This is a genomic window from Nocardia pseudovaccinii (genome assembly GCF_050942345.1).
GTDB lineage: Bacteria > Actinomycetota > Actinomycetes > Mycobacteriales > Mycobacteriaceae > Nocardia > Nocardia pseudovaccinii.
Genome location: NZ_CP192074.1, coordinates 477,773 through 495,000 on the forward strand (window position 1 = coordinate 477,773; position 17,228 = coordinate 495,000).

Consider the following 17,228-nt stretch of genomic DNA (forward strand, 5'->3'; position numbering starts at 1 on the left):
TCGGCGTGGCTGCGACGCCGGTGGTGGGGGCACGGGGATGGCGGGAGGTGTCATTGCGGGAGGGGCTCCTCGCAGCGGGGCAGTAGGAACGCGAATACGTCGGTGTGCGCGACGGCGTGCGCGACCCCCCGATCGGCGCCCGAGTCAGGTGCGTCGGCGGGCGGTGTGGCGGTGATGGTGGTGCCGGTGACGGGGACGGCGATGATGTGCTGGAGGTAGAGCAGATCGGCGGCTTGGGCGGCGGCCACGACCGCACCGGCCGGGTCGATGAGCACCCCGGAGCGGCTGTGGCGGCAGCGACCGAGCACGACCAGCAGCGCGCCCATCGCCATCCGCGCCACCGCCAGCGTGGCGATCTGTTCGGCGGCGGCCACCGGGTCGAGGTGATCGGCCAGCAGGCTGACCACCACGAGATCCACCGCCTCATCGGTGCCGGTGCCGGTGGCGGGGTTTGGGTCGCTGTTGGGGTGGCGGCCCAGGGTCTGCACCGTTTCCAGCGCCGCCGCCGTGTCCGGCTCTGCCACGCGCAGCGGGCCGCGAGTGATGGGGGCGGGCCAGCCGATCAACAACACCCGGTCGCCGGGAGCGGAGAACTCGCGCACCGCGCGAGACAGGATCGGGGTGGGCCATCGGTCGGTGGGACCGAGGGGGTCGCTTCCGGTGGCCCACAGGGTCGAGGGGACCACCAACGTGGCTGAGGTGGCCGTGTGGCCGGTGGCGGACCGGGATGGATGCTGGCGGGATTTCGCGGTCATGCGGGAGCGCTCCTGACGGTGGGAAGAAAAACTGTCTCTACTAATTCACTTCCGCCGAAAACGCCATTTTTGGACACACGCGAACAAAACTTTTCGAACGAATTTTGTGTGGGACCGAAATCGGTCCGCACGATCGCCTCTCGGAAAGCGCGGAGCGTTCCGGGCATTCGATCTAATACAAAATTTTTTTCCGCAGATTCTGAATGATTGCCACAGCCGGTTTCGAGTCACACCCAAAACACACCCAAAACACACCCGCCGATACACCAACCCTGGTAGCAGGGCTGCATCCGGGCATGTGACCGGCCGGATCCGGTGGTGTGCCGGTTGGTAACGCATCCGGGTGGGGGTGTCGCGGATGTGTTTTGGGTGTATCGCGGGTGTGTTTTGGGGGTGGTTTGGGTGTGTTTTGGGTGTGGGTCTCCGGTGTCCTTGTGAGGTCGAAAGTTTTTCGTTTTTCCACCGAGCAGGGAGTTGATGGTGACGAATTCGAAGTACGGGAATTCTTCAGGGCGCAGCGGGTCGAAGCGGTCGCCTTTGGCGGTGGTGTGGACGGCGTTCGACCGGATCGCCGGGCAGCCGTTGCCCGCCGACCCGCGACCGGTACCGAGCCCGCCGGGAAGTCCGGTCGAGTCGTGGGACGGGTTACGCGAGTTGCTGTGGGATCGGGCGCTGCCGATCGAGCAGGTCGACGCGATCTGGGTGTGGCTGATCGAGCGGGCTCGCGAACAAGGTGGCGACGCGACGCTGGTGTGCGCCGCTCTGGCGGTGCCGATGCTTTCGGCAATGGCGAGGCTGTTCGCCGCGCGGGGCACCAGGTACCGCAACGACATCGAGTCCGAGGTGTTGACGGGGTTCCTCACGCACCTGGGCTGTGTCGAGCTGGATCGGCCGGTGCTGTGGCACCGGCTGCGGTGGGCGGTCTACCGCGCCGCGATCAGGGCGGCCCAGCAGCGGGACACCGAAACCGAGCCGGTCGCCGACCTCGCCCTCGCCCTGGACCTGCTCGGTGACCGTGCGCGGGTGATCCTGGCCCAGCCCGGCCACCCCGAGACGGTGCTCGCCGAGGCCGTCGCCGCCGGGGTGATCACCGCGGCGGCGGCGGAGTTGATCGTGGTGTCGCGGTGGGAGCGCCGCTCGCTGACCTCACTCGCCGCCGAACGCGGGCACTCCCACTGGAAGCTGCACAAACAACGCCGACGCGCCGAAGCCCGACTCCTCGCCTGGCTGGGCGAGCGCGCCCTGGACGCGGGATACACCAGCGCCATCGAAGCCTACGCACTCAACGCACCGCCACGCGAAGACCGCGCCGCTGCCGCCGACCTCGCCGGGCGGTCGGCACAACGAGTCCGCGGGCGGGCCTCGCGCAGGCGGCGGACTCCGGAATCCGGCAGTGGCGAGGCCGGGCACTCGCCCGCTCCCGTGGATCCGACCATCGGTGACCAGGAGGTGCGGTCATGCGCGTGACCCGACTCCCCGATACCGTCGCAGCACTCGTGGGCCGGGGGCGGCGCGGGAGTGTCCGGCGATGGTGGACGATCCCCGTGGCGGCCTGCGCGGTGGCGGTCATCCTGGTGCTGGCGGCCGGTTCGGCGGCGGCCACACCACCGCAGTCTTCGGTGCTGGCGATCGCGTCGTCGCTGAATCAGGTGCTCGACAACCTGCGCAACTGGCTGATCGGGATCCTCGCCGCCCTGGCGACGGTGTGCCTGACGGTCGCGGGGGCGCGTTATGTGATCGGGGCGGGTGATCCGGCCGAGATGGAGAAGGCCAAAAGCGCCTTCCGCGCGGCGTGCCTCGGGTACGCGCTGGCGATGCTGGCACCGCTGATCGTCGAAGTCCTCAAATCGATCGTGGGGGCCTGACTGTGAGCGCCCCGATTCCCGCCCGGCCCACCCTCGCTTCGCTGCGGCGGGCACAACGCATCCTCCGGGCCGCTGCGGCCACCGTGGCGGTGGCGCTCGCCGCGGTGCTGATCACCCTGACCGGTGTGATGAGTGCCGCCGCGCAACCACCACCGACGCCGCCCGTGCCGGTGCCCTCGGCTCCGGCGACACCCGCACCCACCACCACGACACCGGCCCCGACCACGGCGCCTCCGTCGCGCTGGATCACGCCTCCACCCACCACCAGCCCGACCTCGCCCACCCCGGGCGTCCCCGACTCCACGGTCCCCACCCCGGGCTCGACGGGGTCGGGGCCGGGGGCCGGCGAGTGCGGGGTGAGCAACATCTCCGGGTGTGTGGCGAAGGCGATCGACGGGTTCTTCCAGCGTCTGGTCGACTCCGCGCTCAACCCGCTGCTCGAATTGGTATCGCACACCCTGCTCACCACCCCCGAACCGGCCGATCTGCCGCAGGTCGGCGCGTTGTGGACCCAATCGTCGCAGCTGGTGCTCGCGCTGTACGGGCTGCTGGTGATGGCCGCCGGGGTGCTGCTGATGGTGCGCGAAACCCTGCAGACGCGATGGTCGTGGCGGGAGCTGGTGCCACGGCTGGTCCTCGGGTTCATCGCCGCAGCGATGAGCATGGTGATCGCCACCTTGGCGATCGGGTTCGCCAACGCGCTGGCCCAATCCCTCGCCGGTGACGGTGTCGACTCCGACTCCGCCGCCGCCGCGTTGACCCAGCTGGCCTCGACCGGCGGCACGGCGCCGGGGACCTTCACGATCCTGCTGCTGGTCGTGCTGGTGGTGATGCTGGTCGTGCTGCTGGTCTCCTACGTGGTGCGCGTCGCGGTCACCGTCATCTTGGTGGTCGCGGCCCCGCTGGCGTTGATGTGTCACGCGCTGCCCGGCCTCGAGATGGTGGCGCGGTGGTGGTGGCGGTCGTTCGCGGCGTGCCTGGCGATCCAGGTGGTGCAGTCGCTGACTCTGGTGACGGTGCTGCGGGTGTTCCTGTCCCCGGGTGGATGGAACTTCTTCGGCCCGAACGCGAACGGGATCGTCGATCTGATCGTGGCGCTGGCGTTGATGGGTGTGTTGATCAAGACCCCGTTCTGGCTGCTGTCGGTGCTGCGGATCGGCCAAGGCCGCACCCTCGTCGGCTCGCTCGTGCGCAGCTACGTCGTCTACAAAACCTTCGGCCTACTCAAAGGCGGCAACACCAGGCGCGCTGCGGCCACGCCCTCCCAGCCGCGACCTCGCGGGCGACGTACCGCCGCATCCGGGCCGCCGGACCCCTACGCGCGGGTGCGCGCTACCCGCGACGGGCAGCTGATGCTGCCCTTGGAAGGCGTGCACCGAGTCCGGCGGCAACCGACCCCCGCACCCGCACAGCCGACCGCCGCGTCCAAGACCACATCAGGTCGCTCCCCGCGCGGGAGACAACTCGCCTTCGACTTCACCTCACCCGACCCCTACCGAGGGATCCGTCCCGGACGCGACGGCCAATACCCACTGCCCATCCCGGCGACCCGGGTCCGGCCCAACCCACCAGCCGAACCACCACGACCACCAGCGCGGGCCAAGACACCACGAGCCCGCCGACCCCAACAACTCGCGTTCGACTTCGAGACACCCGCACCAGCGGACCCCTACGACCGCCTCCGGCCGTTGCGCAGCGGCCAGTACCCGTTGCCGATCCCGGTGACCCGCATCCGGCCTACACCACCACCGCCCACACCACCCCAACCACCACCAGCGCCGACGCGGTCGGCCGGGCGGCAACTGCATCTGCCGTTGCCCGATCTGCCGGTGCGTCGCCGCGCGCCGCGTGCTCCCCGAGGAGGAAAGCTTCTATGACGACGATCGTGCGTATCCCCGCCGATGTCGAGCGCAGTGACCGGTTGATCGGGCCGTTCACCGCCCGCCAGCTCGCCATCCTCGCCACCACCGCACTGGGGCTGTACTCGGTGTGGATCGCGACCCGGGCCGTGATCGCGCCGCTGGTGTTCCTGGCCGCCGCCGCCCCGATCGCGGCCGTGGTCACCGTCGCGATCCTGACCCGCCGTGACGGGCTCCCGGCCGACCTGCTGCTGTGGGCCGCGATCCGACATCGATGGCGTTCGCGTCACCTGGTGACCGCACCCGACGGCAGTGCGATCGCGACCGCACCGCGCTGGATCACCGACCGGGCCACGCGAGCCCGGCCACGCCCGCCGATTCCGGCGGCATTGTCGGCGCAGCAGTTGCGGTTACCGGAATCGGTCACCAGCAGCAGTGCCGGTGGCGTCGGGGTGATCGACCTGGGGCCAGATGGGCTGGCTGTCGTTGCGGTCGCGGGCACCCTCAACCTCGCGTTGCGTACCCCGGCCGAACAGGACAGCCTCGTCGGGCAACTCGCGGGCTGGCTGCACACTCTGCGCCAACCCGTCCAGATCCTGCTGCGCTCGGCCCGCCTGGACCTCACCGCACACCTCACCAGCTTGCACACCGCCACCGCCGATATGTCCCCGGACCTGGCCGCCGCCGCCCACGACCACGCCAACCACCTCGCCGAACTGGCCGCCGGGGAGAACCTCACCCGCCGCCAGGTGCTGCTGGTATGGCGCGAACCCCTCGACAACCCCGCCGCCGCGACCTCGCCGGGCATGAGACTGCTCGGACGCGGGCGGGCTCGGCGTGGCCTGTCGGCCGCCGCGCGTCGTGGCGCGGAGTCGCGGCTGTTACGGCGCATGAACGAGGCCGCCGACACCCTCAGCCCGTTGGGGATCAGTGTCACCGCCTTCGATGACGTGCAGGCCACCGCTGTCCTGACCAGCTGCGCCAACCCCGAGGGCCTGGTATCGGCCGCCGCCGACGTCGCACCCCGCGACGCCATCATCACCGCCGCCGCATTCACCGACGCCGATCCCGACTCCTTCCCCGACGACCCGTTCGCGCCCGAAGAAGGGGCGGGGTTCGCACCGGAGTCGCTGACGATCGGTACCCGGCATCTCGAGATCGGTGGCGACTGGGCGGCGACCCTCGCGGTCACCGGATATCCACGGGAAGTGACAGCGGGCTGGCTCGCACCTTTGTTGTCGCATCCCGGGCGGGTCGAGGTCGCCGTGCACATCGACCCCGTCGACCCGGTCACCGCCGCCACCCGGCTGCGCCGCCAGCTGGCCAGGTTGGAGTCGTCCCGGATGCACGACACGAGTCGGGGCCGCCTGCCCGACCCGCACGTCGACGTCGCGGTCGAAGACGCCGCCGAACTGTCGGCGCGGGTGGCGCGGGCGGAGGCGCGGCTGTTCCGGGTGGGTGTGTACCTCACAGTGCACGCCGACACCGAGGCCGAGCTGGCCGATGAGGTCGCCGCGGTGCGGGCTTTGGCCGCGAGCCTGCTCGTGGACACCTGCACCCTTGCCTACCGCGCCGCTCAAGCCTGGGCCACCACCCTGCCCCTGGGCCTCGATGTGATCCGGGTGCGGCGCAGCTTCGACACCACCGCGCTCGCGGCGGCGTTCCCGTTCGACTCCCCACAACTGCCGGTGGCCGATCCGGTCCGGGCCGCCCGCCCCGAGGGTGTGCTCTATGGCCGTGACGCCGCGTCGGGGCTGTTGTTCGTGGACCGGTTCGCCCCCGAGGCCCACAACCACAACATGGTGGTGCTCGGCCGTAGCGGAGCGGGGAAGTCGTATCTGGTCAAGACCGAGATCCTGCGCTCGCTCTATCGCGGTATCGAGCAAGTGATCATCGACCCCGAAGACGAATACCGGCGCCTCGCCGAAGCAGTGGGCGGCACTCACATCCGCCTCGGGGCACCCGGGCAGCGGCTCAACCCGTTCGATCTGGAAATCCACACCCGCCCCGACGGTCGCCGCAGCGCCCCCGCCGATGCCCTGACACGACGGAAACTGTTCCTGCACACCCTCATCCAGGTTCTGCTCGGCGACCAGAGCGCCGCGCAGCGGGCGGCACTCGACATCGCCCTGACCGCCACCTACACCGCGGCCGGTATCACCGACGACTCCGCCACCTGGACTCGGCCCGCACCGACCCTGAGCGGATTACGTGAACAACTCACCCGCCTCGCCACACCCGCCGCCGAGGAGCTGGCCGCCGGATTGCATCCCTTCGTCGGCGGTGGAGCGTATGCCGAGTTGTTGGACGGGCCGACCACGACCGATCCCGAGGGTGGGCTGGTGGTGTTCTCGCTACGGGAACTGCCCGAGGAGCTGAAGACGATCGGCACCCTGCTGGTGCTGGACGCGACCTGGCGGCGAGTGTCCAACCCGGCCGACCGGCGGCCCCGGATGGTCACGGTGGACGAGGCGTGGCTGCTCATGCGCCAGCCCGCCGGAGCGCAGTTCCTGTTCCGGGCCGCGAAGAGTTTCCGCAAACACTGGGCCGGACTCACCGTCGCCACCCAGGACTGCGCCGACGTGTTGTCCACCGAGTTGGGCCGGGCGATCGTGTCCAACGCCGCCACCCAGATCCTGCTGCGTCAAGCCCCCCAAGCTATCGACGAGGTCGCCGCCGCGTTCCACCTCTCCGACGGCGAACAACACTTTCTGCTGTCGGCCGCTCGCGGTAGCGGTCTGCTCGCTGTCGGGGGCACCGACCGCGCCGTCTTCGGATCGCTGGCTTCACTCACCGAAAACGCTGTGATCACCACCGATCCCAGCGAACTCGCCACCACCGGCGATGACGGCGACACCAATATCGACCTCGACACGCTGGCACCGCTGCCTCCACTCACCGAACCCGGCGACACCGGGACCGCTACCGCAGACCTCGATGACGACATCGATGCCGACAGCGGACAAGAGGTATTCCTCGACGGGCGGACGGCATGAGCTCGGATTTGCCACACCCGCGTCGAGCACAGCCCCAGACCACCCCACCGCGACGGCTGCACTCGGTACCCGACCTGGCCCCCGTATTCGTGGAATGGCTGCAAGGACTGCCACCCGGCTGGGTCAGCGACCTTCCCCTCTCGCACGTCGCGCAACTACTCGCCTTCGGCAACGGTGTCGAACACGCGCAGGCCACCTTCGCGGTTGCGCTGCTGCTGACCGATCTCACCCACGCACACACCAGTGTGTTCGAGCAACGCACGGCCGCGTGACCACACCTCCCCCGACAGGCAGCCCCGTCCCGGTGCGCCGTCACACGACCATCTCCTTCCGGATGCCGACGCGCGGCGCTGTCGCCGATCGCGGGGACCAGATTCCATGCACCCCGGTGGTGGGTTACACGCACACCCGACGCCGGGACCGGATCAGGTATCGCGCCGCCGGGAATGCGCGTCTGCCGCCATTTTGCGGCGTGGCCGGATTCCCATGTGCCCGACCGGGAATCGGCGGCGCGACGGCCCGATACGAGTCGTGCCGAACATCCCGCAGGCACGCCGCACGTGCGGGCAATCCCGGGGGTTCGCTTGACGACGGCGGGTGTAGGGAGCGTTCATGGACCCGCATTCGGACACGGCGGAAACGGCATCGACACACGGGAAAGGGATGAAATGACCTATACGGCAGAAGAACTCGACCTCTCGAAGCGTTCGTGGAAGTCGCTGTTGTCGCGTCGGAGTGCGACCGCGCCGGGGGCATGGGCTGCTTGGCCCCGCGACGCCGCAGTTCCCAAGGCGGACATCGAGATTCGTATCGCAGAAGGGTCACGAGGGCGAGATGCTGGCTGACCTGCAAGCGCAGGGGCAATAGGAGGTTACTGAATGGCAACTGGGCCAGGGCAATTCCGCCAATCGGCGGGAAGAAGGAGCCTAACGCAACCCTATTTCGATGGGAACGGTAATGCTGCCGCTAGCGGCGGGGATGTGTACCGGACTGCGCATGCAGGCCCCACGTCGACCGCCGCCGACCTGCAGGATCCGACCCGGTCCGGCGGTGTGAGTTCGCCCGACTCTGGCAGCGGCAAACGATGGCTCACTCGTGAAGAAGCAGGTGAATACATGGGTGTTCACCCCCGCACCCTTGCGAACTGGGCCGCCAAGGGGCAAGGCCCCCGCTACTCGAAGCCATCCGGCAACTCGTGCATGTATCGGCTCACAGACCTGGACGCCTACCTCGAGGCCCGCATGGTGCATACCGACGAGCAGCCCGAAGCAGCGTAAGCAAACCCCGAAGGAAGGAAAACCGCAGTGCCAAGACCAGCCACCGAACTCGGCAGCTACGGCGACATAGGCACCAAAGAGCAGAAAGACGGGAGTTGGAGGGCTTGGGCCACGTTCCGAGACTACGACGGCAAGGGCCGCCTCGTAGATGCATCCGGAACAACGGAGAACAAAGCCAAGACGGGGCTACGGAAGAAGCTCACGGCCCGTCAGAAGCAGTACAAGGGCCGCACCCGCGGCAAGGTCACCCGGGATACCCGCCTCACTGTCCTAATGGACATGTGGCTTGACGAGGTGGAACGAGACGAAGGCGTAGGCCAGCAGTCGTACGACCGATATAAGGCTGAGATAGATGCGAGCGATGACAAGCGCGCTCAAAAGAATGCGGTCAAGCTGCGTCCCGCCATCGGCAATCTTCGTGTGTGGGAAGCGGATACAGGCCGACTCGATGAACACATCCAGTCGATCGTTGCTGCCGGACTGAAGTCGAAGGCGCGACTGCACAAGGTCATTCTGACCGGGATCATGGGGGTCGCCGTCCGATACGGCGCCCTCCAGGAGAACCCCGTACGTGACACCTCCCGCATGCGCAGACGCACGACCAAGCCCCAGATCATCGAACGGGAACGCTTGGACGGCTTGCGTTCTCAGCTTCAGGAGTGGCTGGCAGGGAACAAGATTCCGGGAACTGCCGCGTATACGCACGGCCCGAAGCGTGATCGGGTCGTGGTCGACGTAGCCGACTTGATCCTCGGGTCCGGCGTGCGCCCGGGAGAAGCGTTGGCGGCTTCCTGGGACCAGTTCGATCTCGAGGCGGAACCGGCGACATTCACCGTGTCGGCGACCGTCGTCAGGCTCACCAGGAAGGGGCTGTTCCGGCAGGAATGGGCGAAGTCCGATGCTGGGTACCGCGTCGTTGCCCTTCCCGAGTTCACGACCCGCATGTTGAAGCGGTTGCGAGCCGACCCGCTGCACGGGCGGATGTGTCAGGTGAAGGCGCTGCGCGAAGTGGGTGGCAGTGTGGTGGAGGTTGAGGACAAGGTTCCGCTCGTTTTTCCCGGCCGGGGTGGAGTGCTCCGCGATCCGCACAACTTCAATCGGACATGGCGGGACGCACGAGGCACTCTGTACAAGGATGTAACTCAGTACACATTCCGGAAGACGGTCGCAACGCTGATCGCTGAGGCGTCGGATTCGAAGACAGCCGCGAAGCAGTTGGGGCATTCTCGTGAGGGTGTCACGGAGCGGCATTACATTGTCTCGCCGGAGCAGGCACCGGACTCCTCGGCCGTGCTGGAGCTGGGACTAGGCACGGCCAGGTGACGGATATTTTTGGTGCCGAATTCTTGGTGTTTCTTTGGTGGTGGTCCGATATTACGGACTGATCCAACCTCAAAAAGGTCATGACCTGGTAAATATGGTGCGCCCGAAGGGATTCGAACCCCTAACCTTCTGATCCGTAGTCAGATGCTCTATCCGTTGAGCTACGGGCGCATGCCTGTGTTCAGTTGTATAGCCCCGGCGAACCGGGGTGTGGCGGAGGCGAGAGGATTTGAACCTCCGGTCCCCGTGAAGGGACAACTCATTAGCAGTGAGTCCCATTCGGCCGCTCTGGCACGCCTCCTGGAGCCTTCTCTTCGAGGGCACCGGTCCTTTCGAACCGCCGAACAGGAAGGTTACAGTAGCCGACGTCCAGATCGCAAAACGCCAGGTAATCACCGAAGATTGCTGTCGAACCAGTCGAAAATCCGGGTCTGGGAATCGATGAGATCGAAGTCTTCCTCACCGCCGGGTCGGTCGGCTCGGTGGTGCAGCCCCGGATAGGTCACCACGAGGCTGGCGACCGCGGCGCGGGCGGTGGCGTCCCGCAGTTGGTCCACCTGGGTGGGTGGGGTGTCCGGGTCGTCGGCGCCGAAGAGTCCGAGCCAAGGCGCCTGCAGATCGGGGGCCGCGCGGATGAGGGCATCGGCCTCGTCGGTGAGCGGTTCGATGATGCCGGATGCGGCGACACTGACCGCGGCGCCGACGGGGCGATTGGTCGCCACCAGGAAGGCCGCGGTGCCCGCGTGGTCGAAGCCGAGCACGCCGATGCAGTCCGGGAAGACGCCGCGGCGGGTGAGCCAGTCGAAGCAGGCGTCGAAATCGTCGAAGAGCTCGTCGCCGAAAACCTCCTGCGCGGGCTCGCCGTCTATGCGATGGAACAGATTGGGCGCTACCACCGTCCAGCCCTCGGTCGCCAGGGCTTTCATGAGTTCCAGCAATGTCCCGGTGAACTCCCGGGCCTCGTGCAGCACCACGATGCCGCCGCGCGCATTGCCCTCCGGCTCGGCCACCGTGATGGGCACCTGGGCGCTGGCGGTCCGAAGCCGATCGTCGGTCGATGGTTGTGGGTCCGAACCGGAAATGATGTCGTCGCGACTACGTAGCGGCGCAATATCGTCGTAAATGCCCGACATGAAACAAGGGTAGGTGGATCTGCTGATCTTCGCGAGAAATTGCACGTGAGCGGCCCTGGCGCCCAGATTTTCCTGGACCCGGCATATGGTTGAACGGTGACAGCGCACATCCGGCCGGACCTCGATTCGATCCCGGCGTACGTCCCCGGCCGCAACCATCCGGGCGCGGTCAAGCTCGCCAGCAACGAGACGACCTTCGGTCCGCTCCCCTCCGCCGCGAAGGCCATCGCCGAGGCCGCGGAATTGGCGAACCGCTATCCGGATAATCAGGTCACCGAGCTGCGCGCGGCCATTGCGGACTTCCTCGGCGTCTCCTCGGCGAACGTCGCGGTCGGCTGCGGCAGCGTCGCGCTGTGTCAGGAGCTGGTGCAGATCACCTGTGACGCACCGACCGACGAGGTGCTGTTCGCCTGGCGCTCCTTCGAGGCGTATCCGATCGTCACCCAGGTCGGCAATGCGACCGCCGTGCAGGTGCCGCTCACGCGAGAGCATGTGCACGATCTGGATGCGATGGCCGCCGCGGTGACCGAGCGCACCAAGCTGATCTTCGTCTGCAATCCGAACAACCCGACCGGCACCGCGGTCGGCGAGGCCGAGTTGGTCCGCTTCCTGGACGCGATCCCCGAGCACGTGCTGATCGTGCTCGACGAGGCCTATTTCGAATACATGCGGCTCACCCCCGAGCAGCGTCCGAACGGTGTCGAGTTGGGCCGCAATCGGCCCAATGTCGTTGTGCTGCGGACCTTCTCCAAGGCGTACGGTCTGGCGGGGCTGCGCGCGGGTTATGCGGTCGGCGATCCGGCGGTGATCACCGCGCTGCTGAAGGTGCACATCCCGTTCAGCGTGAACCGGATCGCGCAGGCGGCCGCGATCGCCTCGCTGGAGGCGCGGCACGAGCTACTCGACCGCACCGACAATCTCGTCGTCGAACGCGATCGGGTGCGCGACGCACTGCTGGCCGCGGGCTACCAGGTGCCGCCGAGCGAGTCGAACTTCCTCTGGCTGCCGCTGGGCGAGCGCAGCGCGGAATACGGTGAGGTGAGCGCGGAGGCGGGGGTGCTGCTGCGGCCGTACGGCACCGACGGTGTGCGGGTGACCACCGGTGATCCGCACGAGAACGAGCAGTTCCTGCGGTTCGCGACCGATCCGGATGTGTTGGCGCGCTTCGGAATCGGCTAAACGCCCAACGCCCGGGAGATCGTGGGCCAGGACAGGCCCAACTCGTCGGCCCAGTACGGCCACGAATGCGTGCCGGTCGCCCGGAAGTTCGCGGTGACCGGAATCCCGAGCGCGGTGAGCCGATCGGCCAGCCTGCGGGTGCACATATTGGTCGCGGCCTCCAGCGGACCGCCGAATCCGATGGTGCTGACCAGATCCGGGTTGTTCGGGGTGTCGTATTTACCGGGCAGTCCGCTGCCGACCGACAGGTAGATCGCCTTGCCGCGCAACGCTTCCGCGTGCAGCAGCACGTCGTGGTCGAGCCAGGCGGAATCGTGCTGATCGCCGAACATATTGTCCGGTCCGCCACGGTAGGTCGCGACCACCGCACGGGCCTGCGCCTGTCCGAGATCGGTGCCCATGGAGAAGCATCCGCTGTGCGCGGCCACCGCCGTGTACAGCTTCGGCTGCCGGAAGGCCAGCATCATCGCGGCCTCGGCGCCCATGGAGACGCCCATGACGGCATTGCGTCCGTTGCCGTTGAACTTCGCATCGATCAGCGGCGGCAGTTCCTTCGTCAGGAAGGTCTCCCACATATTGGTGCCGAGCACCGGATCGGGGCGCTGCCAGTCGGTGTAGAAGCTGGCCGGTCCGCCGACCGTCAGCACCACGTTCACGTCTTTGTCTTCGAAGAATTTGTCCGCGTGCCCGAGTTCGGTCCAGTTGTTGCTCTCCGCCTCGGCACTGCGCCCATCGAGCATGTAGACGGTCGGCCGCGGATGGTTCTGCTCGCGCGGCAGCAGCACCTGCACCTCGACCGCGCGACTCATCGCGGGTGAATTCACCCACACCCGCAGCCACCGGTCGTTGATGGGCACGATCCGATCGATCGAAGCCTGCTCGACACCGGGGACGGTCGGCTCCGCCGGGGAGGGACCATCCGCTGAGCCGGTATTCGGGCGGGGCTGGTCGCCGGGCGCTGCTAGCACCGGGGGTGGACCGAACACCGCCGCACCGGCAATCAGTGCGACGCCAACTATGGCGCTGGAGACCCAACGCCGCACCTCGCGCCGAGACAGCATGGCGCCCATCCTGCCAGAAATGCGAAAGTAGGCGCGCCAGCGATAAACATGCCGGTTGGTATGTGATATGAGGCACTCGGACTGGCTACTTCGGGGCAAGGTCACCCTGCCAGCGGCGTTCCACTCCGGCGAAGCGCCATATCGCCGCCGCGACCACCCAGGTCGCCACGAACAGACCCGCCACGATGTAGCCGAGATCACCCAGATCCAGATTCCCGATCCACGCGACGATTCCGGATTCGACTTCGAGCCGTTCGGCGAAGATCGACACGATCTCCTGCCCGCCGATCAGCAGTGCGACCGCCACCGACAGTCCGGTGATCACCAGGTTGTAGTAGATCTTGCGGACCGGTTCGGCGAAGGCCCAGTCGTAGGCGTAGCTCATGAATGAGCCGTCGAGCGAATCGAACAGCGCCATACCCGCCGAAAACAGCACGGGCAGTACGAGAATCGAATACCAAGGCAGCCCCGTCGCGGCCGCGCCGCCCGCGATCACCAGCAGCCCGACCTCGGTCACGGTGTCGAAGCCGAGTCCGAACAGCAGCCCGACCGGAAACATCTGCCACGGCTTCTCGACCAGCCGCACCACCGGCGCGAGCACCCGGTTCAACAAGCCCCGGCTGTCCAATTCGCGCTCGAGTTGCGCCTCGTCGAAGTCGCCCTTCCGCATCCGTCGGAAGACGCGCCAAATGCCGAGTAGCGAGGCCAGATTCAGCAGACCGATGACGATCAGGAAGGTGCCCGAGACGCCGGTGCCCCACAGCCCGGTCCACCGCTGCAGCCCCGAATCCTGGTCCTCCAGATTCGCCGCCAGTGCCCGCACCCCGAACGCCAGCAGCGCGACCAGGATGAACACCACGCTGGAATGGCCGAGCGCGAACCAGAAGCCGACCGTCTGCACCCTGTGCTTGCCGTTCTCCGCCACCAACTTTCGGGTGGTGTTATCGATCGCGGCAATGTGGTCGGCGTCGAAGGCGTGCCGCATGCCGAGGGTGTATGCGGTGACGCCGAGACCGACTCCGAACACCGCGCCCTGCACCACGTGATGTCCCGGCGCCACGAATAACAGCAGAGTCCCCCAGCCGATGACATGCAGCGCCAGCACGGTCACCGCCATACCGACAACGCTGCGCACGAGCCAATCCTCACTGCTGGATGAACCGTTCGTATAACGGTACTGCGTGCGCAACATACAGGTCGGTCGGGTTCGGGCCGATCGGCAAACAGTTGCCAGTGTCCGGCAGATTCCGAACAGGCATTACGTCGAATTCAGGCACACGGCCAGCACACCGGTCTTAGGCTGCTGTGCGGGCGTTTTCAGGCGTCGATTGGGACGAGCATGATCGTGGACAGCAAACGGCAGCAGCCAGGTCATGATGTTGTGCGCGCGATCGGCAACCCGACAGCCTGCGCGGCTCCGCTTCCGAAACCGCCTGCCGCATCTCGGTTCCCCGCAACGCGGAGGCTACCGCGCGGACCTCCGGCGTAGCCCGGTGTCAGCTGCGCTCCGCGCGCGAAATTCTCTGCTCGATCAATGCCTGTCTGTTTAGCCGCAGTACCTGATGCCCGACCGGAGAAAACCGTGAATCAAGCGTTACCCGTCATATCGCTCGAAAGCTCCGCTGACACAAAACCTTTCGGCCTCGATCTGAAAAGGCGAATGCGGGAGTGCGATGAGTTCTTCCGATTGCCCGAACTCGCGCATCTATCCACGAACCGCCGCCGCACCGCTGTGGAGCAACTCCAACAAACCGGCAGCTACGTGCAGACCGCCGAGGAGATCCTGATCGGCGCCAAGCTCGCGTGGCGCAACCACGCTCGCTGCGTGGGGCGAAAACACTGGCGATCACTGAAATTGCTCGACGCGCGGCGGGTGCGCTCGGCCCGCGATCTGGCCGAGGTGTGCTGGCAGCACCTGCATATGGCGACCAACGGCGGCGCCATCCAATCAATGATCACCGTCGGACCACCGCGCCAGGCCGACGGCCGCGAATTCCGCATCGTCAGTCCACAACTCATCCGCTACGCCGGTTATCGCAACGGTGACGGCACCGTCACCGGCGATCCGGCCAATATCGCGATCACCGAATTCGCCACGAAGCTCGGCTGGCGCGGCGCGGGCACGCCCTTCGACATCCTGCCGGTGCTCATCAGCACTCCGGACGAGCCGATCCGCTGGTTCGACATCCCGCCCGAACTGGCCCGCGAGGTCGAACTCGAACATCCCGAATTCGACTGGTTCGCGGGACTGGGTCTGAAATGGCATGCGCTGCCCGCGGTTTCGAATATGAATCTGGAGATCGGCGGCATCACCTACCCGTTCGCACCGTTCAACGGCTGGTATATGGGAGCCGAAATCGGCGCACGCAATCTCAGTGACACCACCCGGTACAACATGTTGCCGCTCATTGCCGAAATGATGTGCCTGGATACCAGATACGAGCGTTCACTGTGGCGCGACCAAGCCCTGGTCGAATTGAATCGTGCTGTGCTGTACAGCTTTCGGAAGGCCGGGGTGTATATCGTCGACCATCACACGGTCGCCAAGCAGTTCTGCGACCACGTCGATCGGGAGCAGGCCGCGGGCCGCAAATGCCCGACCGACTGGAGCTGGGTCAATCCGCCGATTTCGTCGGGCGCGACCCCGACCTTCCACCGCTACTACGACGAACCCGAGCCGGATCTGCGCCCGAATTTCGTGCGGCGGGACTTCGGCGGGGAAGGTGAAATCTGATCTTCGTTCGGCAGCGGCAGTGCGGTCGATGGGCAAGAATGGGGCCATGGCACGGCGTTCCATGGGCTCGAAATGGGAAGAATTCGGCGCGCATCTCGAAGGTGCGCCGGGACGGCTGCCGGTGGAGGTGCGGCGGTCGATTCGGGCGCGGTCCTCAGGTGAAGAAGGTGCGGCCGGGGTCCCCGATGATCTCGCCGATTTCGCCGAGCTGGTCGCCGAACGTTCGTATCGGCTCACCGAGAAGAACATCACGACGCTGGCCGAGGCGGGACGCAGCGACGACGAGATCTTCGAGGCGGCCGTGGTCGCGGCCTACGGCGCCGCCGACCGACGGCTGCGCGCCGCCCGCCGCTCCTGGGAGGGGTGCTGAAAATGTGGCTCGACGCAGTCGAATCCGGTCAAGAACTTCCGGCCCGAATCATGTTCGCGACCATGCACCGGTTGGGTCGCACCGAGGTTCCCGCGGTCATGAAGGTCATCTGCTACCGGCACCGCTATTTCGGCACCCCGCTGTCCGACCTCATCCAGGACGCCATGCGCGGTGAATCCTTCTGGACCGTCGCCGAACGCGAAATCTTCGCAACCAGGACCTCCCAGTCCAATGAATGCCCTTTCTGCGACTCCGCCCACCGAGGTATCGCGGGCGCTTATATAGCCTCGGACCTGGTCGATGAAGCCCTGGCCGACGGCGACAACTCGCCCCTGCGCCCCGAAGCTCGTGCCATGCTCGAATTCGTCGGCAAAATGGTCCGCGATCCCGACGGCCTCACCCCGGGCGACGCCGACAAAGTCCGTGCGGCTGGCGTCACCGCCGAGGCGTTCGACGAAGCCGTCTGGGTGGCAACCCTTTTCAACGTCATCAACCGTGTGATGAATACCGTGGGCGCCGAGGCGCTCGAAGCCGACGAAGCCCAAATCGGCGCACGCTTCATCAAAGCCTTCGGTTACCGAACCCCGCCTCCCGTCCGCTACCTTTCCCGGGGCGCTTGAAATCTGCTGCTCGCGCGGGTGTTTCGGCAAGCGGCGGAGTCGGCCTTCTAGTGCCT

At 66.9% G+C, this 17,228-nt stretch carries 15 protein-coding genes and 2 tRNA genes; 11 read left to right on the plus strand and 6 right to left on the minus strand.

Going from position 1 to position 17,228, the window contains the following annotated elements:
- Positions 1-50 precede the first annotated feature (50 nt).
- On the minus strand, positions 51-755 hold the full coding sequence (locus ACQPZ2_RS02195) for a hypothetical protein (RefSeq protein WP_433524072.1): 705 nt from the start codon (positions 753-755) through the stop codon (positions 51-53).
- A 480-nt stretch (positions 756-1,235) separates the two neighbouring features.
- On the opposite strand from ACQPZ2_RS02195, the gene ACQPZ2_RS02200 reads away from it, so the two are divergent.
- The 7 genes from ACQPZ2_RS02200 to ACQPZ2_RS02230 all read left to right on the plus strand — a co-directional run bounded on the left by ACQPZ2_RS02200 (position 1,236) and on the right by ACQPZ2_RS02230 (position 10,075).
- Positions 1,236-2,222, plus strand: a complete 987-nt coding sequence (locus ACQPZ2_RS02200; RefSeq protein WP_433524073.1) for a hypothetical protein — start codon at positions 1,236-1,238, stop codon at positions 2,220-2,222.
- Positions 2,213-2,620 carry a pilin gene (locus ACQPZ2_RS02205; RefSeq protein ID WP_433524074.1) on the plus strand — a complete coding sequence of 136 codons (408 nt, stop codon included), beginning with the start codon at positions 2,213-2,215 and terminating at the stop codon, positions 2,618-2,620. Before ACQPZ2_RS02200 ends, ACQPZ2_RS02205 begins: the two co-directional genes overlap by 10 nt.
- 2 nt (positions 2,621-2,622) lie before the next feature.
- Complete coding sequence (locus tag ACQPZ2_RS02210; RefSeq protein ID WP_433524075.1) at positions 2,623-4,497, plus strand: hypothetical protein; 1,875 nt, start codon at positions 2,623-2,625, stop codon at positions 4,495-4,497.
- On the plus strand, positions 4,494-7,475 hold the full coding sequence (locus ACQPZ2_RS02215; RefSeq protein ID WP_433524076.1) for a PrgI family mobile element protein: 2,982 nt from the start codon (positions 4,494-4,496) through the stop codon (positions 7,473-7,475). Before ACQPZ2_RS02210 ends, ACQPZ2_RS02215 begins: the two co-directional genes overlap by 4 nt.
- A complete protein-coding gene (locus ACQPZ2_RS02220; RefSeq protein WP_433524077.1) occupies positions 7,472-7,747 on the plus strand; it encodes a hypothetical protein in 276 nt (91 codons plus the stop codon). Before ACQPZ2_RS02215 ends, ACQPZ2_RS02220 begins: the two co-directional genes overlap by 4 nt.
- Positions 7,748-8,353: 606 nt before the next feature.
- Positions 8,354-8,752 (plus strand): helix-turn-helix transcriptional regulator, encoded by a 399-nt coding sequence (locus tag ACQPZ2_RS02225; RefSeq protein ID WP_433524078.1) that lies wholly within the window; start codon positions 8,354-8,356, stop codon positions 8,750-8,752.
- Between the two features lie 27 nt (positions 8,753-8,779).
- Entirely contained in the window at positions 8,780-10,075 is a 1,296-nt protein-coding gene (locus ACQPZ2_RS02230) for a tyrosine-type recombinase/integrase (RefSeq protein WP_433524079.1), read from the plus strand.
- A 95-nt stretch (positions 10,076-10,170) separates the two neighbouring features.
- On the opposite strand, the gene ACQPZ2_RS02235 is transcribed toward ACQPZ2_RS02230, so the two are convergent.
- From ACQPZ2_RS02235 to ACQPZ2_RS02245, 3 genes are all read right to left on the minus strand, one after another.
- Positions 10,171-10,246 (minus strand) — tRNA-Arg (locus ACQPZ2_RS02235).
- Between the two features lie 40 nt (positions 10,247-10,286).
- Positions 10,287-10,376: transfer RNA gene (locus tag ACQPZ2_RS02240), tRNA-Ser, on the minus strand.
- A 91-nt stretch (positions 10,377-10,467) separates the two neighbouring features.
- On the minus strand, positions 10,468-11,208 hold the full coding sequence (locus tag ACQPZ2_RS02245) for a dienelactone hydrolase family protein (protein ID WP_433524080.1): 741 nt from the start codon (positions 11,206-11,208) through the stop codon (positions 10,468-10,470).
- Positions 11,209-11,304: 96 nt separating this feature from the next.
- Here ACQPZ2_RS02245 and hisC point away from each other — a divergent pair, with 96 nt between their 5' ends.
- Positions 11,305-12,387, plus strand: a complete 1,083-nt coding sequence (gene hisC / locus ACQPZ2_RS02250) for a histidinol-phosphate transaminase (protein ID WP_433524081.1) — start codon at positions 11,305-11,307, stop codon at positions 12,385-12,387.
- On the opposite strand, the gene ACQPZ2_RS02255 is transcribed toward hisC, so the two are convergent.
- Both ACQPZ2_RS02255 and ACQPZ2_RS02260 read right to left on the minus strand, forming a co-directional pair.
- Positions 12,384-13,448 (minus strand): alpha/beta hydrolase, encoded by a 1,065-nt coding sequence (locus ACQPZ2_RS02255; protein ID WP_433524082.1) that lies wholly within the window; start codon positions 13,446-13,448, stop codon positions 12,384-12,386. The two genes, hisC and ACQPZ2_RS02255, sit on opposite strands and share 4 nt — an antisense overlap.
- Before the next feature lie 85 nt (positions 13,449-13,533).
- A complete protein-coding gene (locus ACQPZ2_RS02260) occupies positions 13,534-14,640 on the minus strand; it encodes a HoxN/HupN/NixA family nickel/cobalt transporter (protein ID WP_433524083.1) in 1,107 nt (368 codons plus the stop codon).
- Between the two features lie 468 nt (positions 14,641-15,108).
- Between ACQPZ2_RS02260 and ACQPZ2_RS02265 the strand changes: the two genes are divergently transcribed.
- Genes ACQPZ2_RS02265 through ACQPZ2_RS02275 form a run of 3 tightly spaced genes read left to right on the plus strand, consistent with a single transcriptional unit; the run spans position 15,109 to position 17,172 of the window.
- Positions 15,109-16,182: a nitric oxide synthase oxygenase gene (locus ACQPZ2_RS02265; RefSeq protein WP_433524084.1), complete on the plus strand. Its 1,074-nt coding sequence runs from the start codon at positions 15,109-15,111 to the stop codon at positions 16,180-16,182.
- A 46-nt stretch (positions 16,183-16,228) separates the two neighbouring features.
- A complete protein-coding gene (locus tag ACQPZ2_RS02270; protein ID WP_433524085.1) occupies positions 16,229-16,552 on the plus strand; it encodes a hypothetical protein in 324 nt (107 codons plus the stop codon).
- 2 nt (positions 16,553-16,554) lie between these two features.
- A complete protein-coding gene (locus tag ACQPZ2_RS02275) occupies positions 16,555-17,172 on the plus strand; it encodes a carboxymuconolactone decarboxylase family protein (protein ID WP_433524086.1) in 618 nt (205 codons plus the stop codon).
- Positions 17,173-17,228: the final 56 nt, after the last annotated feature.